Source organism: Paenibacillus sp. KACC 21273 (assembly GCF_028736095.1).
Lineage (GTDB): Bacteria > Bacillota > Bacilli > Paenibacillales > Paenibacillaceae > Saccharibacillus > Saccharibacillus kyungheensis.
The window spans coordinates 4,083,047-4,100,078 of record NZ_CP117876.1 but is presented as its reverse complement, the minus strand read 5'-3'; the positions used below and the strand labels follow the sequence as shown (position 1 = coordinate 4,100,078).

At 37.8% G+C, this 17,032-nt stretch carries 11 protein-coding genes and 1 pseudogene; 7 read left to right on the top strand and 5 right to left on the bottom strand.

Annotated features, from left to right (window positions below; genetic code table 11):
* Both PQ460_RS18075 and PQ460_RS18070 read right to left on the bottom strand, forming a co-directional pair.
* A complete protein-coding gene (locus tag PQ460_RS18075; protein WP_273615279.1) occupies positions 1 to 318 on the bottom strand; it encodes a hypothetical protein in 318 nt (105 codons plus the stop codon).
* Between the two features lie 71 nt (positions 319 to 389).
* A complete protein-coding gene (locus tag PQ460_RS18070; RefSeq protein WP_274170657.1) occupies positions 390 to 800 on the bottom strand; it encodes an Lrp/AsnC family transcriptional regulator in 411 nt (136 codons plus the stop codon).
* Between the two features lie 117 nt (positions 801 to 917).
* Here PQ460_RS18070 and PQ460_RS18065 point away from each other — a divergent pair, with 117 nt between their 5' ends.
* Positions 918 to 1,679: an MBL fold metallo-hydrolase gene (locus PQ460_RS18065; protein ID WP_273615281.1), complete on the top strand. Its 762-nt coding sequence runs from the start codon at positions 918 to 920 to the stop codon at positions 1,677 to 1,679.
* A 174-nt stretch (positions 1,680 to 1,853) separates the two neighbouring features.
* Here PQ460_RS18065 and PQ460_RS18060 read toward each other — a convergent pair whose 3' ends face one another.
* The gene (locus PQ460_RS18060; RefSeq protein ID WP_273615282.1) at positions 1,854 to 2,630 is read right to left on the bottom strand and encodes a sporulation protein; all 777 of its coding nucleotides are present in this window, start codon (positions 2,628 to 2,630) and stop codon (positions 1,854 to 1,856) included.
* Positions 2,631 to 3,065: 435 nt separating this feature from the next.
* On the opposite strand from PQ460_RS18060, the gene PQ460_RS18055 reads away from it, so the two are divergent.
* The 3 genes from PQ460_RS18055 to PQ460_RS18045 all read left to right on the top strand — a co-directional run bounded on the left by PQ460_RS18055 (position 3,066) and on the right by PQ460_RS18045 (position 5,605).
* Positions 3,066 to 4,754 (top strand): methyl-accepting chemotaxis protein, encoded by a 1,689-nt coding sequence (locus PQ460_RS18055; protein WP_274170656.1) that lies wholly within the window; start codon positions 3,066 to 3,068, stop codon positions 4,752 to 4,754.
* 191 nt (positions 4,755 to 4,945) lie between these two features.
* Positions 4,946 to 5,392, top strand: a complete 447-nt coding sequence (locus tag PQ460_RS18050; RefSeq protein ID WP_204825230.1) for a NucA/NucB deoxyribonuclease domain-containing protein — start codon at positions 4,946 to 4,948, stop codon at positions 5,390 to 5,392.
* Between the two features lie 54 nt (positions 5,393 to 5,446).
* Positions 5,447 to 5,605 carry a hypothetical protein gene (locus PQ460_RS18045; protein ID WP_161594229.1) on the top strand — a complete coding sequence of 53 codons (159 nt, stop codon included), beginning with the start codon at positions 5,447 to 5,449 and terminating at the stop codon, positions 5,603 to 5,605.
* 132 nt (positions 5,606 to 5,737) lie between these two features.
* On the opposite strand, the pseudogene PQ460_RS23570 reads toward PQ460_RS18045, so the two are convergent.
* Both PQ460_RS23570 and PQ460_RS18030 read right to left on the bottom strand, forming a co-directional pair.
* Positions 5,738 to 7,573, bottom strand: a pseudogene (locus PQ460_RS23570) (glycine betaine ABC transporter substrate-binding protein).
* Positions 7,566 to 8,768 carry a quaternary amine ABC transporter ATP-binding protein gene (locus PQ460_RS18030; RefSeq protein ID WP_274170654.1) on the bottom strand — a complete coding sequence of 401 codons (1,203 nt, stop codon included), beginning with the start codon at positions 8,766 to 8,768 and terminating at the stop codon, positions 7,566 to 7,568. Before PQ460_RS18030 ends, PQ460_RS23570 begins: the two are co-directional and overlap by 8 nt.
* Positions 8,769 to 9,101: 333 nt before the next feature.
* Here PQ460_RS18030 and PQ460_RS18025 point away from each other — a divergent pair, with 333 nt between their 5' ends.
* From PQ460_RS18025 to PQ460_RS18015, 3 genes are all read left to right on the top strand, one after another.
* Positions 9,102 to 9,656: a GbsR/MarR family transcriptional regulator gene (locus PQ460_RS18025; RefSeq protein ID WP_274170653.1), complete on the top strand. Its 555-nt coding sequence runs from the start codon at positions 9,102 to 9,104 to the stop codon at positions 9,654 to 9,656.
* 322 nt (positions 9,657 to 9,978) lie between these two features.
* Positions 9,979 to 13,209, top strand: a complete 3,231-nt coding sequence (locus tag PQ460_RS18020; protein ID WP_274170652.1) for a S8 family serine peptidase — start codon at positions 9,979 to 9,981, stop codon at positions 13,207 to 13,209.
* A gap of 395 nt (positions 13,210 to 13,604) precedes the next feature.
* Entirely contained in the window at positions 13,605 to 16,874 is a 3,270-nt protein-coding gene (locus PQ460_RS18015; protein WP_274170651.1) for a S8 family serine peptidase, read from the top strand.
* The last annotated feature ends 158 nt before the right edge of the window (positions 16,875 to 17,032 follow it).

The window sequence follows — 17,032 nt, the reverse complement described above, 5'->3', positions numbered from 1 at the left end:
TTATACAGATCGTATCGCTTCTATTAGCTTAGAGCAATGAGGGGGAAGGGCGATTTCAGGAATCGTTGCTGAATACGTAAGATGAATGTTATGGATTTCAAAAATGATTCTAGCCGTTTCATTTAAGTAATAAATATATTTATAAGGAGTATCTTCTTCATCGTGATGAGTGGAGCAGTACAATAGAACTTTATCTTGATGGGTTGTTTGATGACCTGCTTCTAATAACGCAAGTTGTTCTTTTTGGATCAACTGATTCAACGTCTCTTGAATATAACTAGAATATTTTTCTTCTCTAACCATATAAAATTTAGACATAATATCAGCTCCTTTCATACTATAACTATTCTATCATAGGCTATAGATTTCTGTGCATACACGAAAGTTCTTTATTTATTGATAATAATCGATAATTTATAATTAACATGCTCATTTAATTGAATAAGAAATTTATCCAGTTCTTCATTAGATGGGAATTTACATTCTAGAATATAGCAACTGTCTCCGCTGATTTTATAATTATGGATCACATAAGGTTCTTGTGTTTTTAGAAAAGAAAGATAAGGCTGATGATGAGTACTTTTGGTGTAAATATTAATCAATGCATGAATAAAATACCCCATCTTGATCTGATTAATATTGATCGTATATCCTTCAATCATTCCACTAGCTTCTAGTTTTTCGACTCGTGCAGAAGCGGCAGGTCCGCTTAAATGTATTTTTGCTCCTAGTTCTTTCATAGAGATTCGACTGTTCTTAGAAAGCTCTTCTAAGATTTGCCTATCCGTATTATCCAACATTCTTTCAAATCCCTTCATTAATAAAGTTAAACGGTAAAAACACTTTATTTATACCATGTATTTGCAATGTTTCAATAGTATACACTGTATGTAAATCAAACAAAAGGAGTTACACACATGAATATACAGCTCATACGCAACGCTACATTGATCGTCAACTATGCAGGAAAAAAGTTTCTAATTGATCCCTTTTTGGCGGAAAAAGGTGTGTATCCTCCGTTCCCAAATTCAGCAAGACAAGATCAACATAATCCGTTACAAAATTTACCTGTGCCTATAAATGACATTATCGACCATATCGACGCAGTGATTGTGACTCATTTACATTTGGATCACTGGGATGATACTGCCAAAGAAGTATTGCCAAAACACGTAAAACTGTTCACTCAAAACGAAGAAGATGCAAACAAAGTTCGAAGTGCTGGTTTTCAACATGTAGAGGTTTTGCAAGAAGATACTGTATTTGAAGGTATTCAATTGACCAAAACAAAGGGGGAGCATGGTAGAGGAGATCTGGTGAACCTTATGGGGCATGTATCTGGAGTAGTGTTTAAGCATCAAGAGGAGAAAACATTATATATAGCCGGTGATACGGTATGGTATCAGAGCGTAGAAGAAACGATTCATACTCACAACCCGGAAGTGATTGTAGTGAATGCAGGAGCCAATCAACTCCTGGAAGGTGGGCCAATCATTATGGACAAAGAAGATGTGTATGAAGTTCATCAAGCAACACCGACTGCAACGATCATGGCTGTTCATATGGAAGCAGCGAACCATTGGGGACTATCCAGACAAGAATTGAGAAGATTTGCCGCTGAAAAAGATTTCTCTTCTCAACTATTAGTGCCAGAAGATGGAGAAGCATACACATTATAAGATTAGCAATGATAGGAATAGAGGAACTTTACTATTGGAAGTATTCACACCTCTAATCAAGTTAGATCAAAAATTAGAAGCGATTAAGTAAAAAAAGGACGATCTACACCAATTTGCGTAGATCGTCCTTTTAAGTGTGCTTATATTTTATCAATGCTTAGCAATGTCTGCTTATTAACGACTTTGCTTAATAATTAAATTTTCTAATTTGTCTGCGATATATTCTGCGCCACGATTTAATTCACTTTCACGCAGTTCTAACCATGCATGACGCTCATCCATATCAAATGCTTGAGCGAATAATCCACCTAGTCCGCGTCCACGGCGATCCACTTCAACCAGTACTTGTAGTCCATGAGGTTCTAGGCGCATGACTAATTCTAATTCGGTAATCCGATTACTAAATTCGCGTCCTGGTGTAAATTCAAATTCTTGTACGAACGGTACACCATAACGAGAACGGGATAGATATTCTACTGATGAACTGTGGAAATGGAATCCTAACAACTCGGTAGCATGGAAGACGGTATCCATATAAGGGTGAGGATGAACGGTAATATAATCGTGATCGGTCGGATCAAGGCTCATGCCAATATCTAGTCCGGTATGCAACCATACTTTTTGACGATCAAAAGTAATAGGAGTCTGAGACGGTAAAATAAAGGAGAACGGGATTTCTAACTTTTGTCCTTTTTTCACAATCATTTCGTCAGACACTTTGTATTGAGCCATCGCATATTGTACATGTTCTTTTTTCTCATCATGTTCACGAATATATTCAGTCATCACTTTAATATAGATATTACCAACTTCTTGATCGACGTTACCGCCTTGAATATGAACCACTCCGTTAATATCTTCGTTAGGATAATACTCTGTACGCTCTAAAATAGTATCGATTTTGGCAGCGCCTACGCCTACACGAGCAAGCATTTTGTTAAAGAATGACATTGGACATTTCCCCTTTTGTATAATAAATTGCTAATTCAGATATGAACATATACGGCAGATTCATACAGACGTTTCTTATTTTTTTATAAAATATTATGATCTGTTCTTTTAATACCTAAAATTATTCGACAAATATAAGTAAGTAACCATGTTTCATCTATTATAAATATAGGTATTAAGATGTAGGCTTAAAGTTTGTTACTAATTGAGAAAAGGAGTAATAAGTTGGATATATTAACTGTAAAGGATTAGAAATGTATTTCAAGAAAAATAAATAATATATAAAATGCGCAAAATGTCGTTTTTTATCGAAAAATAGGTACAAATGCTTATGTTACATATCTTGATTAAACCGATAATATTATTATCAACGATTTCCTGAAATTGTAATTTTAAATTGTGGGCAATGGATATGAAAGTAGAGGAGTATGCAAAATGAATATTAAACAGAAATTATCAGGGGTTTTTTCTATTATGATACTTATCGTTTTGCTTGTAGGCGCTATTGGAGGATATGAAGTTCACACCGCAAGCAAAAATTATCAAAATTTGCTTAATGGACGAGTACAGACCATATTAGCGATTAAAGATCTTCGTTATTTGGCAGGCGATCAGACGAAATATTTAAGAGGATATTTACTTACAGGGGATACCAATCAATTAGACATGTTCAAGCAGAACAAAGAAAAATTAATTGCAGATATCGCTACATGGCAACAAAAGTTAGCAGACGATTCCAAAGCTTCGCAAATGTTACAAGAATTATCTGATCTTGAAACTCAATATGGTGGTATTACAGATCAACTTATCGTATATAAACAACAAAATAATGTAGCCGCTTATACAAAAATGGTACAAGAACAGTGTGTTCCAATGGCATTATCTTTAGCAGATAAAGCACAACAAATGGAAGAATATCATGCTAATCTATTAAAAGAAGCACAGGTCGAAACGAATAATAGTGCAAATGTAACATTGTATACTTTAATGATTATCAGTGTGATTGCTGTGATTGTTGGTATTCTAATTGCATACTTCGTCATTCGTATGTTCTCTAAACCAATTGCTCTTGTCGCTGAAGGTGCTAAAGAAATCGCTCATGGTAATTTAACGATTGCTGATCTTCAAATTACAAGTAAAGATGAATTGGGACAAATGGCAACTTCGTTTAATGAGATGAAAAATAATCTACGTGGATTGATGCAAGTTATCGGTTCTAGTGCAGAGCAGATGGCTGCGGCTTCAGAAGAATTAACAGCGACATCCGAAGAATCTGTAAAAACAGCAGATGAAGCTACAACTACTGTAACAGGAATCTCATCTTCGGCAGGACGTCAATTACAACAAGTCATGGATAACCAACAATTGTTAGAAAAAAATACAAACAATATTTATCGTATTGCTGAATCTGTAGCATTAGTAGCTGACTCTTCTTCCAAAGCATTGAGTGATGTAGAACATGGTGGAAGCAATGTAGAGCAAACTGTATTACAAATGAAAAATGTAGATCAGACTGTACAGGCAACAGCTACAGCACTTTATGAATTAGCAGAGCAATCGAAAGAGATCGCTACGATTGTACAAGTGATTCGTGATATCGCTGGACAGACTAACTTGCTTTCTTTGAATGCTTCTATCGAAGCTGCTCGTGCAGGAGAACATGGTCTTGGATTCGCTGTTGTTGCGAGTGAAGTGAAAAAACTTTCTGAATATTCAAATGACTCAGCTAGACAGATCAACGAAAAGATCGAAGATATTATTCAAAGAACTTCTCATGCTGTAAGTAAAATGGAAGAGGGCGCCAAAGAAGTACAAAGTGGTACTCAAGCTGTACAACAAATGGGTACTATTTTCCAAAATGTACAAAGTGCGATCCAGCTTGTTACAGAACAGGTACAAGAAGTGTCGGCGGCATCTAATCAAATTTCATCCAGTTCGTCTAAAATTCTAGATTCTGAGCGTCAAATTGCAGGTCTTTCTCAACAAATCACGTCAGATTCTAAAGAAGCGACACAAGCTTCAACGATCCAATTAGAATCTATGCGCGAAATCTCCAATGCAGCAGAATCGTTAAGCCATCTATCTATGGACTTGCAGAGTGAAGTTGCGAAGTTCCGCGTATAAGATTAGATTCAATAGATAAATAAGTAAGCAAAATATAACAAAATTCTTCTGTATAGAAGATGAACTAATGATACAGAGTTCGTCTTTTAGATAGAAGAATTTTGTGTTTTTTTGATATATGAAACGTCTGTTCCTATTTAGTTGGAGGACAGGTTATAATAAGGAGATCAGAACAACAGGAGGAACGATTGATGTCTTCTAAAAAAATATGGGGATTTGTGGTTACTGCGATTCTAGCAGGGGTTATTTATCTAGTGAATGGACATGTTGATCTAGGTGGGATACTAAATCCTAACCAAGCATCAAATGGACAAGCTGATTATACCCTTGTTGTGCCTGCTGATCGTTATCCTAAGACCGCAGCTCACATTAAAGATGCTATAGCAGAAGGACATTCTGCGATCTGTACGATAGATCGTGGGGGCGCCAAAGCAAATCGTCAGCTATCTTTGCGAGGAGTAGCTACCAAAAAAGGCTATGATCGAGATGAGTGGCCTATGGCAATGTGTCAGGAAGGTGGAGAAGGTGCAGATATTCGTTATATCAAACCTTCAGATAATCGAGGCGCAGGTTCATGGATAGGTAACCAATTAGACAATTATTCAGATGGCACAAGGGTATTATTTGAGGTAAAATAAGATAAGGATTGATTAAAAATTCGTTATTGAAAATTTATAAAGGAGGAATACCTGATGGGAACTTCTATTTTGCCGGCTGTGTTGCCTTTATTTATGGAATTTAATGCACACACACCTTACATTTTATTGTATGCAGTAATGATAGTAGTAGCTTGTATTGCTTTTGGATTGTGGGTTAAAAAACTTAACGATACCAAAGATGATCCAGAATAAGCTTCAATCGATATAGACTGCTATTGTAATGCATTAAAAAAGCTATCTTTGAAATCACTGACGATTTCAAAGATAGCTTTTTTTGTCTTTATATTTAAATGCTATAAAAGTAAATGTTATCAAAGGTAAAGATTATTTAGCAGCAGCTTGAGGTTGCAAATCTTCAATCGAATCCACATTTACATATTTAGGAACAACAAGACCTACTTTGACACCGGTCATATTAGGACCAAGATCATCCAGTTTGGCTTTGTATTTTTCCCAATAGTCAGCATGTGTGAGTGGTAACCAAGCAGCTACAGTAGCATCTGCATCACCATTAGCAACACCGGTGAACATAGGGCCTGCTTCTACTTGTAGAGCAGTGACTTTATAACCTAATTTATTTTCTAAAATATATTTCATAAGATTGGTACTTGCGATTTCAGAATCCCAAGCTACATAACTTAGCGTTAATGTATTACCGTTCGCTTTTTTCAAGCCTTTCGTCCATTCATCTACACGATCAGCATGAGCTTCAGCCCAATCTTTAGCAGCTACAGCAGGATCAGTACCTGCTTGAATCGCTACCATCATTTCACCCATTTCATCAGAACTCCATTCGAAACGGTCTAAAAATTGGTAAGCTGTTGGATCATCTTTTTGCAATCCTTTACGAGCAAGGGTATGAATTTCTTCAGCATCTCCGTATGATTTCTTCGGATCATCTAAATATTTAAGATCGTACTTGCTGAACATCCAGTGTGGTGTCCAACCTGTAATAATAATAGGCTCTTCATTTTTGATTGCTTTATCCAGTGTAGCTGTCATCGCTGCACTAGAACCTTCAACCAATGTCCAGTCTGTTAATTTATAATCTTCAATCGCTTTGTGTGTAGCTTTCATAATGCCTGCACCTGCATCGATACCGATAATCTGGTAACCGACTTGATCGCCAATAGCATCGGAGCTATTGGTTGTTTTACTGCCCGGGAACGATGGAAATGGTTGACGGTTCGGGTTACAGGCAGAAATGATCATGATCAATATAATACAGGAGAAAAGCAGCAAGTTTTTATGCTTTTTCATGCGTATAATTCGCCCCTTTTATTCATATTTTCAAATGTTGCTGTTGTAGTTAGTGAGTTACTATTAAGCGCGTTGTTTACGACCGCTTTTGAATAAGCTCTGAGAAAGACGGTCAAGTACGATAGCAAGCACAACAACAGCTAGACCTGCTTCAAAACCTTCACCGATTTTAAGTTGTCCTACAGCACGGTATACAACAGCACCGATACCTTGAGCACCGATCATCGATGCGATAACAACCATAGATAGAGATAACATAATCGTTTGGTTAATACCTGCCATAATTGTTGGTAATGCTAATGGCAATTGAACTTTAAATAGTTTCTGTCCACCGGTTGACCCAAATGCGTCAGCCGCTTCTACCAATTCTTCAGAAACTTGTTTGATTCCCAAATGAGTCAGGCGAATCGTTGGTGGAATAGCGAAAATAACAGATGCAACTACACCAGGCACAACACCTAGACTGAAGAATGTTACAGCCGGTAGCAAGTATACGAATGCTGGCATCGTCTGCATAAAATCAAGTAACGGTGTAATGATCTGTGCAGCTAATTTGCTAGAACCACACATAATACCGAGTGGAACACCGATGATAATGGAGATCAGAGCAGACGTGATAACAAGACCTAATGTATTCATCGTTTCTGTCCAATATCCCAGGTTGTAAATCAGTAAAAATCCAAGTGCTGAGAATATAGCGAGCGACCATCTATTCGCAATATAACCGAGTATACCGACAATGATGACGAATAAGAACGGGTGTGGCAACATAAAGAAATACGTAAAAATATCGACGACATAACTAATAATGTTAGATACGCCTTTAAAAAATCCTGCCCAGTGCAGGCTCAGCCAATCTACTAACGTTTGAATCCATTGTGCTAAAGGAATCTTAGGCATATTCATTCACCTCTCCATTATCTACTTCGCCGGCAAGTGCACCAAGTAAGGCTCCACGAATCAATACACCTGTTAAGCGATCACGTTCATCTACTACAGCAACAGGCAATTTAGCTGTGCTGACTAATTCAAACAACTCATTTAGCATGCGTTCCGGTTCAACTTGAGGCACATCGCGAATTAAGATGTCTTCTAGTTTTTGTTGTGTTTTCATTGCTGTTACAGCATCTTCTGCGGTAATAATACCGAGTAATTTTTTGGAACGATCTATTACAAATAAATTAGATACACCACGTTCACGCATCAATTCAAGCGCTACACGAGGTCCACGATCCAATGTAATTGTTTCTGGTCTGCGCATGACATGAGCAGCAGTTAATACTTTAGACAAATCAACATCTTCGACAAAGCGTGCTACATACGAGTTAGCAGGCTGAATCATAATTTCTTCCGGTGTACCGATTTGTACAACAGCTCCGTCTTTCATAAGAGCGATGCGATCACCGATACGAAGCGCTTCATCCAGATCATGCGTAATAAAGATGATTGTTTTTTTCATTTTGTCTTGCAATTCAAGCAATTCATCTTGCATATCACGACGAATCAGTGGATCTAGGGCACTAAATGCTTCATCCATCAAAAGAACTTCAGGATCATTTGCTAGAGCGCGTGCTAGACCTACACGTTGTTGCATACCACCACTTAATTCATCAGGCATTTTGTTTTCCCAGCCTTTAAGTCCAACCAATTCAAGAGAAGTCTCTGCTTTGGTACGACGTTCAGATTTAGCCACTTTTTGAATTTCAAGTCCATACTCCACATTTTCGAGAACACTACGATGAGGGAATAAAGCGAATTTTTGAAATACCATACTGATTGTTTTGCGACGCACATTGCGAAGTTGTTCTTTATTCATTTTGCGAAGGTCTTTACCATTCACCAGAATTTCACCGGATGTAGGCTCGATCAGACGATTGAACATACGAACCAATGTAGATTTACCACTACCGGACAATCCCATAATAACGAAAATCTCGCCTTCTTCAATTTCCATATTTACACGATTGACACCAACAGTAATCTGTTTTTCTTTCGCCATTTTTTCTTTCGTCCAGCCTTGATCCAATAATTTGGCATTTTGTTCTGCATTAGGACCGAACAACTTACTTACATTTTTGATTTCTAAAATAGACACTATTTGTCACCCCTTTTATATAGTAGGAAGATAAAGATGAAAAACATTATATTTACAGAAAATAAATGATTATTTTCATCATTTGCAAACCAACGAGATTCATTGTAACAAATATAAGTTTGCAAATCAACCGTAAAACCCGTATATTTAGTATGTACAGAAAAAACTGTACAGAAAGTTTATATGGAATACTTTAATATTCTCTCATATACTCACCGATGCTATTCATTTTGAAACTTTACTTTTGACAATATCTTTTTTAAAATGATTTAGGAAACTTAAAATTCAGATCATAAAGAATAAACTGTATATATAGAATAGGAGTGTGCAAGCATGAGCTTGGACCAATTAAATGAATCACAGCAAGAAGCAGTAGAGAAAGTAAGAAAACGAGTTATTGAAGTGATAGGACGCAATATGGATTTATATGGAGTCACATTATCGACAGGCCATTTATATGGCATGCTCTTTTTTGCAGACAAGCCTATGACTTTAGATGATATGGGAACAGAAATGGCAATGAGCAAAACAAGTATGAGCACCGGTATTCGTAATTTATTAGATTTACGTATGGTCAATAAAGTATGGGAAAAAGGATCACGTAAAGACTTGTATGAAGTCGAATATGATTGGTACCAGACATTTACGGATTTCTTTGCAATTAAATGGCGCAAATCGGTAGAAAGTAATATTTTAGTATTACGCAAATCAATCAAAGAAATCGATAAATTGATTGTAGAATTGGATAGCGATTCACCTGCTACAGAAGTATTGAACAAAGATAAAGAAAAAATGGAAGAAGCGGTTCGCTATTATATGTGGTTAGATCGATTGATTGATCTGATGGAAGAAGGACAGATTTTCGATTTTGTGCCTAAAGAAGAATAGAATAGTGAGCTATAAAATAAAACCACTTTCACCTATTGATCAGGTAAAGGTGGTTTTTTTGTTTTAATACAAGTAATCACTATTTTATTTACTTAGAATATAATTATCCAAATATAACTATCAAAACATTATACATATTTATATATTAGGTCTGGTCGATCATGGTATCTGATGGTAATATAGCTTTGTATTACAAAATTGGCATAATAAAAAAGCAAATAAATCTGTATTTGCAAAGTGGTTGTGACGTCTGTCTAATTTATGTCAAACGATTGTAAGGAAGAAATAAGTGAACGTTAGTCACTGAAAAGAGGGATATCATTTGAATAAAGTCAAAGCTATGCGTACCTGTTCTATGATTACACTAACAGCATTACTTACCGTAAGTACTTTGTTATCGTCGACCCGTTCCTTTGCTGCTGAAATAGGCACGATCACTTCTCCGTATGAATTAACGTCAACTGCGAATCGATCATTACTGCATTCGTCTGCTGATTCAGCTCCAATCATTTCGCCTAATATCAATGTAAAATCCAATCAGATCATTCGCGTGATTGTACAGCTAAATAATGAACCTATTGCTGTCAATCAATATGAAGCTGATAAAGGAACACAAAGTTTAACCACTTCATCTATAGAAGATAAGCAAGTAATGGCGTCTACAGCTACAACGATAGATTCACAGCAGTCTAATTTTAGTGCTGCTGCTCAAGCTAAAGGAATTAAGATGACTGTTAATTATCGCTATAACACTGTACTAAATGGAATGGAGATTTCGATACCTGCCAATCAGATTCCTGCTTTGGCTAAAATTCCGGGGATCAAGTCGATTTATGAAAATAATAATTATTACACCATTCCTGTACAGGAACCCACTTCGCTTACTGCAACAAGTGCTACATATGATGCTTCACCGCTCAATCTTATCGGCGTTCCGATTGCCTGGCAAAAAGGGTTAACCGGTAAAGGGGTCAAAGTCGGTGTTATTGATACAGGTATTGATTATGAACATCCTGATTTGAAAGGCGCTTATAAAGGAGGATATGATTCAGTACATCATGATAATGATCCTTATGAAGATCCTCCTTTATCTGTAAAAGACGATCCGCAAGGATTAGGATTTGCAGGTACATCGCATGGTACACATGTATCCGGTACAATCGTCGGTCAAGCGGCGAATCAGACCAGTGAAATTGCGCAAAAAGGAGTCGCTTATGATGCTGAACTGCATGTCTACAAAGTATTAGGACGTGATTCGCAGACTGGACGCTCTACAGGTACAACTGCGCAAATTATCGATGGAATTGAACATGCTGTTAAAGATCATATGGATGTTATTAATTTGTCGTTAGGTACAGATGCAGACAAAGACGTCAATTCTCCAGATGTGATTGCTATTAATAATGCGGTATTAAGCGGTGTCGTGGTCGTGGTTGCGAACGGCAATGCAGCGGCGCCAGGCTCATACTATTATTCGCTAGGTTCTCCAGCTAGTTCGCCATTAGCGATTTCTGTAGGAGCTTCTACCGTTCCCGGTACTCAATACCAAGCGACTGTTACAGCTTCTGTATATGGTGCGGATACAGTTAGTAAAGATACGTATGCACAAAGTTATCCATTAAATGCAATCGCATGGCGTACCAAACAAGATGATTTCGCTCAATATTTGGGAGAAGCTTCGTATCAAGGTGTATATGTTGGCTTGGGATTGGATGATGATTATAAAGGCAAAGATGTAAAAGATAAAGTGGTGTTGATGTCACGTGGAGGTTCTAAATTTACAGACAAAATCACACTTGCCAAATCCAAAGGAGCCAAAGCAGTTATTATTTTCAATGGTGATGCTCAAGTCAATGATTCCACTGTAGCTGACTTATCCGAACATATCGCAGGGCGAGACGGAAATATCGGAAGCGGAGCTTATATTGGAGATGGGTATCCGTATATTCCAAGCTTCGATATGGCAGGACAAGCAGGACGTGCATTAGCAAGAAAAGTTGTGAAATCTCCGGCTACACCATTAACATTTACATTTGGCAATCAGTATCCCAAAACATCTTCAATAGGAGATACGATAGCTGATTTTAGTTCTCGCGGCCCTAATCAAGATGGATTGCTTGGAATTAAGCCGGATGTGGTTGCACCAGGTACCAATATTGAATCCACATTTCCAGCGTACGGCAAATTTATTAAAGATGCTTCATACAAAGAAGCTTATTTACGGCAAAATGGAACAAGTATGGCTAGTCCTCATGTAGCCGGATTAGCAGCTTTGTTAAAACAAGAACATCCTGACTGGACTCCTTTTGATATTCGAGCAGTACTAGCGAATACAGCGACACCACTCAAAGACGCAGAAGGTACTTTATATGATGTCTATTCTCAAGGAAGTGGACGTGTCAATGTAGTAGATGCTGTCTATTCTCCGGCTGTTCTTGAAACGGTAGAACCGATTACAATTTTGGACAAAGAATTGAAAAAGAAAACAGTGACGAATTATGGTTCGTCTGCTGCTTTTGGCGTAATCGAAGCAGGTGGAGCAGAACAATCCAAAACATTACAGATCAAAAATACATCGACAACCAGTATTCAATATCAAGCTAGTATACACATGAATCCAAGCGTTACTTCAGATCCGTATCAACCTGTATCCACACCAGATGTAAGCCATATTGCTGCAAGGTTAAAGGGAACAAATCCAGACGATTCGATTGTAGTGAGTGGCAAATCAACAAAAGAGTTTGCTCTGGCCGTTCAACCGGATGCTACAGCTGTAACAGGAGATTATGAAGGAGAAGTGGTATTAACTGCGAATGGGTATCCTACATTGCATTTACCCTTTGTTCTCCATGTAGGAACCAGTCTTCCTGATGCTGGTCTAGGGATACAAGAAGTGACATTAAGTGATCGAAATGTTCGTTTGAATGGCAAGCAAGACAGTATAGATGTCGGTTTTCATTTGACAGCTACCGATTCCAATGTAATGGAATTGAATGTATATGATATGAACGATGTTGCTCAAGGAACACTGGCGCAGGTCGTACAACCTGTTACAGATGAAGGATATGCGCTATACAAGCCAGGGTATTATAACTTTAATAATATCGATAATGTAGTAATGGTAGCTGATAATAACGGAACTTCGCTGAAAGTACTTCCACCGGGACAATACAAATTAGAATTAGCTGTATATCATGTGAGCCCACAAGGTGTGACCGATCCTGAGTCGGTTCATCCTGCATATTCATCTTATCGGATTACAGGAACAGAGAAAGATCGGATTCATACTGCGGAACAACCATTTCGGTATATTCTGGATGGACAACAGGTAATCGGTAAGCCAGTCATTGCACTGAAAGATACAGATCGCATCACCTACAAAGTATTATCTTCAAGCGATGCGAAGTATGTAGACAACAATGGAACACTTTTAAAATATCCAACATCTGGATCGCGTATTGTCAAATTAAATATTCAGATTCAATCAGTAGCAGATCCTACCGTCAAAACAACAGTCAAAGCATTGATCAAAATCAAAGCAAATGCCAAATAATCAAAAGCTGTAAATAACAATTATTATGACAAAAAGAACCTTTCATGTAGAAACTAACAAAACCGTCAGGTAAGTTAGTCCGATATGGAAGGTTCTTTTTTATTCCATTTAATGTAATATATATCTAATTAATGGGTAAAGATTGATAAAAAATCATTATTTCATTATAACTAACGCAAATTTTGTCTATAGATGGATAAAATATCTAGCCACTGGTTAATTCAGGTGGTAATATAATTTTATGTTACAAAATCTTCCTCACATTCTTCGTAAAGGAGGTTACTATAGCTCACACAAAAAGTAAGATGTTAACGGTTTAATTCTGGGGCTACTTTTAAGTTCGGTAAAAAAATCATCGAGTACTCTATCTAACTTAACGAAATGAGGGAAATCATTTGACGAAGTTACACGTTATCCGTAAATTTTCTGTTGTCTCCATGGCAGCAGTTCTTGCTGTAGGTACTTTATTATCGCCGACTGCTTCTTTCGCAGCTGAAGCAGGCACAGCATCCTCTCCTTATGAAATAGGACGTAATCTACCAAGTGTTTTACTAAATCAGACTTCTAACGAAGCACCGGTTATTTCTCCTAAATTAAATGTAACTTCCAGTAAAGTGGTTCGCGTTATTGTGCAGTTGTCCAATCAGCCAGTTGCTGTAGGTCAATATGCAGCTGAAGCAGGCGTTCGTAGCTTTGCAACCGAATCAACAGAAAGAGCGATTGATTCTCAGCAAGCGGCTATCGTCAATGCCGCTAAAGAACAAGGCATTTTGTTAAAAGTGAACTATCGCTATAACACTGTTCTTAACGGGATGGAAGTTTCGATTCCAGCGAATCAAATTCCTAAATTGGCTGAATTGCCAGGTGTAAAATCTATCTATGAAAATAGTGTGTATTACACGATTCCCGTGCAAGACCCTCCTTCGTTGACAGCAACAACTGCTACATATGATGCTTCACCTTTGAACTTAATCGGTGCGCCTGTAGCTTGGCAAAAAGGTTTGACAGGTAAAGGTGTCAAAGTCGGCGTTATTGATACAGGTGTCGATTATGAGCATCCAGATTTGAAAGGCGCTTATAAAGGCGGATACGATTCTTTTGAAAAAGATAACGATCCGTATGAAGAACCACCAATCGCAATCGAAGATGATCCATACGGTACAGGATTTGCAGGTACATCGCATGGTACTCACGTATCTGGGACAATCGTAGGTCGTGCCGCTAACAAAACAAGTGATATTGTACAAAAAGGGATCGCTTATGATGCAGACCTTTATGTATACAAAGTATTAGGACGTAACGCAGAAACAGGACGTTCTTCAGGTTCTTCTGCACAGGTAATAGATGGTATCGAACGTGCGGTTAAAGACGGTATGGACGTTATCAACTTGTCTCTAGGTTCTGATGCTGAAAAAGATGTAAACTCACCGGACGTTATCGCGATCAACAATGCTGTACTTAGCGGTGTAGTTGCTGTTATTGCGAATGGTAATGCAGCCAAACAAGGATATTACTACTATTCTATGGGTTCACCTGCATCGTCTCAGTTAGCGATTTCTGTAGGAGCTTCTACAATCCCTACCAAACAGTTTACTTCGACAGTAACAGCATCTGTATACAAAACTGAAGCTGATGCTACAGCAGAAGCAGTAAGTGCAGCGGCAGTCAATTATCATAATGCTGATGACACTACAACAGTAACCGCAGATGCTTATGGTCAATCGTATGGATTGAACTTGATGGCTTGGCGTACAGGAAATGAAGATTTCCAAAGAATACTGGGTACTTCTCCACTAGACGGTGTCTATGTAGGATTAGGTCTAGTCGGTGATTATGTAGGAAAAGATGTAAAAGATAAAGTGGTTCTGATCTCGCGTGGTAGTGCTACATTCGTAGACAAAATCAAAGTAGCCAAAGAAAATGGAGCCAAAGCAGCAATCATTTTCAACGGTAATGTTAAAGCGTCTGATCCATTGCAAGCTGATTTGTCTGAAAGTGTAAGTGGACGTGATGGACAGATCGGTTCTAGCGCTTTCTTGGGTGATGGTTTTGAATACATTCCAACATTTGATATGGCTGGTAAAGAAGGACGTGCTCTTGCAAGAGAAGCATTGAAATCTTCTGCTGATGCGCTAACATTCAAATTCGGAAGCAGTTATCCAAAAACAGAAAAACGTGGCGATACGATGGCTGACTTCAGCTCACGTGGACCGAACCAAGATGGATTACTAGGTATCAAACCAGATCTTGTAGCTCCAGGTGTAAGTATTGAATCAACGATTCCTGCTTATGGTAAATTTATCAAAGATGCTTCGTATGCAGAAGCCTATACGCGTCAAAACGGAACAAGTATGGCAAGCCCGCATATCGCAGGTCTAGCTGTATTGCTCAAGCAAGAACATCCAGATTGGACACCATTTGATATTCGTGCAGCATTGGTGAATACAGCAGATGTGATCAAAGATGAAAATGATCAACAATATGATGTATATTCTCAAGGTGCTGGACGTGCAAATGTAGCAGCAGCTGTCTATTCACCAGCTTTACTAGAAACGGTAGAACCTATCGTGATTCTAGACAAAAACTTGAATAAGAAAACAGTCACTAACTATGGTTCTTCTGCTGCATTTGGCGTATTAAAACCAGGTAGTGCAGAACAAACGAAAAAACTACAATTGAAAAACACTTCTTCATTATCTGTGTCTTACAAAGCAAGCATCAAATTGCATTCTGATGTAACTTCTGATCCTTACAATTCGACGTCAACACCGGATGTAAGCAATATCAGTGCTACACTGAAAGGATTGGATGCTAACGGTTCGATCTTGCTAGGCGGCAATTCAACAAAAGAATTCTCATTAGCTGTGAAACCTAATGCTTCTGCGGCAACAGGGCCTTATGAAGGCGAAGTAGTATTAACAGCGAACGGATATCCTACATTGCATTTACCGTTTGTACTTCATGTAGGTACTGAATTACCGGATACAGGCTTGGGTATTCAAGAAGTAACCGTAAGTAACACGAATATTCGCTTGGATGGCAAACAAGATGTAACGGATATTGGTTTCCATTTAACATCCAAAAATTCAAATGTTATTGAATTGAATGTATACGGTCTGGATGATGAGCTTAGAGGAACAGCGGCTCAATATGTACAGACTCCAACAGAAGAAGGTTATCCTTTATTTGATCCAGGATACTACCAATTCAATGATATTGATAATGTAATTATGGCTACTGAAAATGGTAAAGTATCTCTTAAAGCATTAGAGCCAGGCACGTACAAATTGCAATTGGCTGCTTACAATGTATCTCCAACAGGTTCAGTAGATAGCAACTCTATTTACACATCTTCTGCTCAATACCGTATTGTAGGTACAGAGAAAACACGTATTGCAACAGCGAAAAAACCATTTAACTACATCATTGATGGTAACAATGTCCTTGGACAATCTGTATTTACATTACCAACTGATAATCGTGTAGATTACAAAGTATTGTCTAGCGATGATCCGAAATATGTAGATAACAATGGTGTATTAATCAAGTATCCAGCATCCGGTTCACGTATGGCGAAGTTGAAAGTTCAAATCACTTCTGTGACTGATCCAACAGCAACAGTAACTGTAAATGCTTTGGTTAAAATTACTGCTCCTAAAAAGTAATATTGAAGCAGCATATACACGCCAAATAAGTAATATCTAACAAAAAGACGCTCTAGCTATTAGCTGAGCGTCTTTTTTGATGTGAAATGATTGAAAGCAAGTATTTAGTATGGTTGTCCGATTAAAACAATAGCCCATTGCTTATAGATTTAGAACAA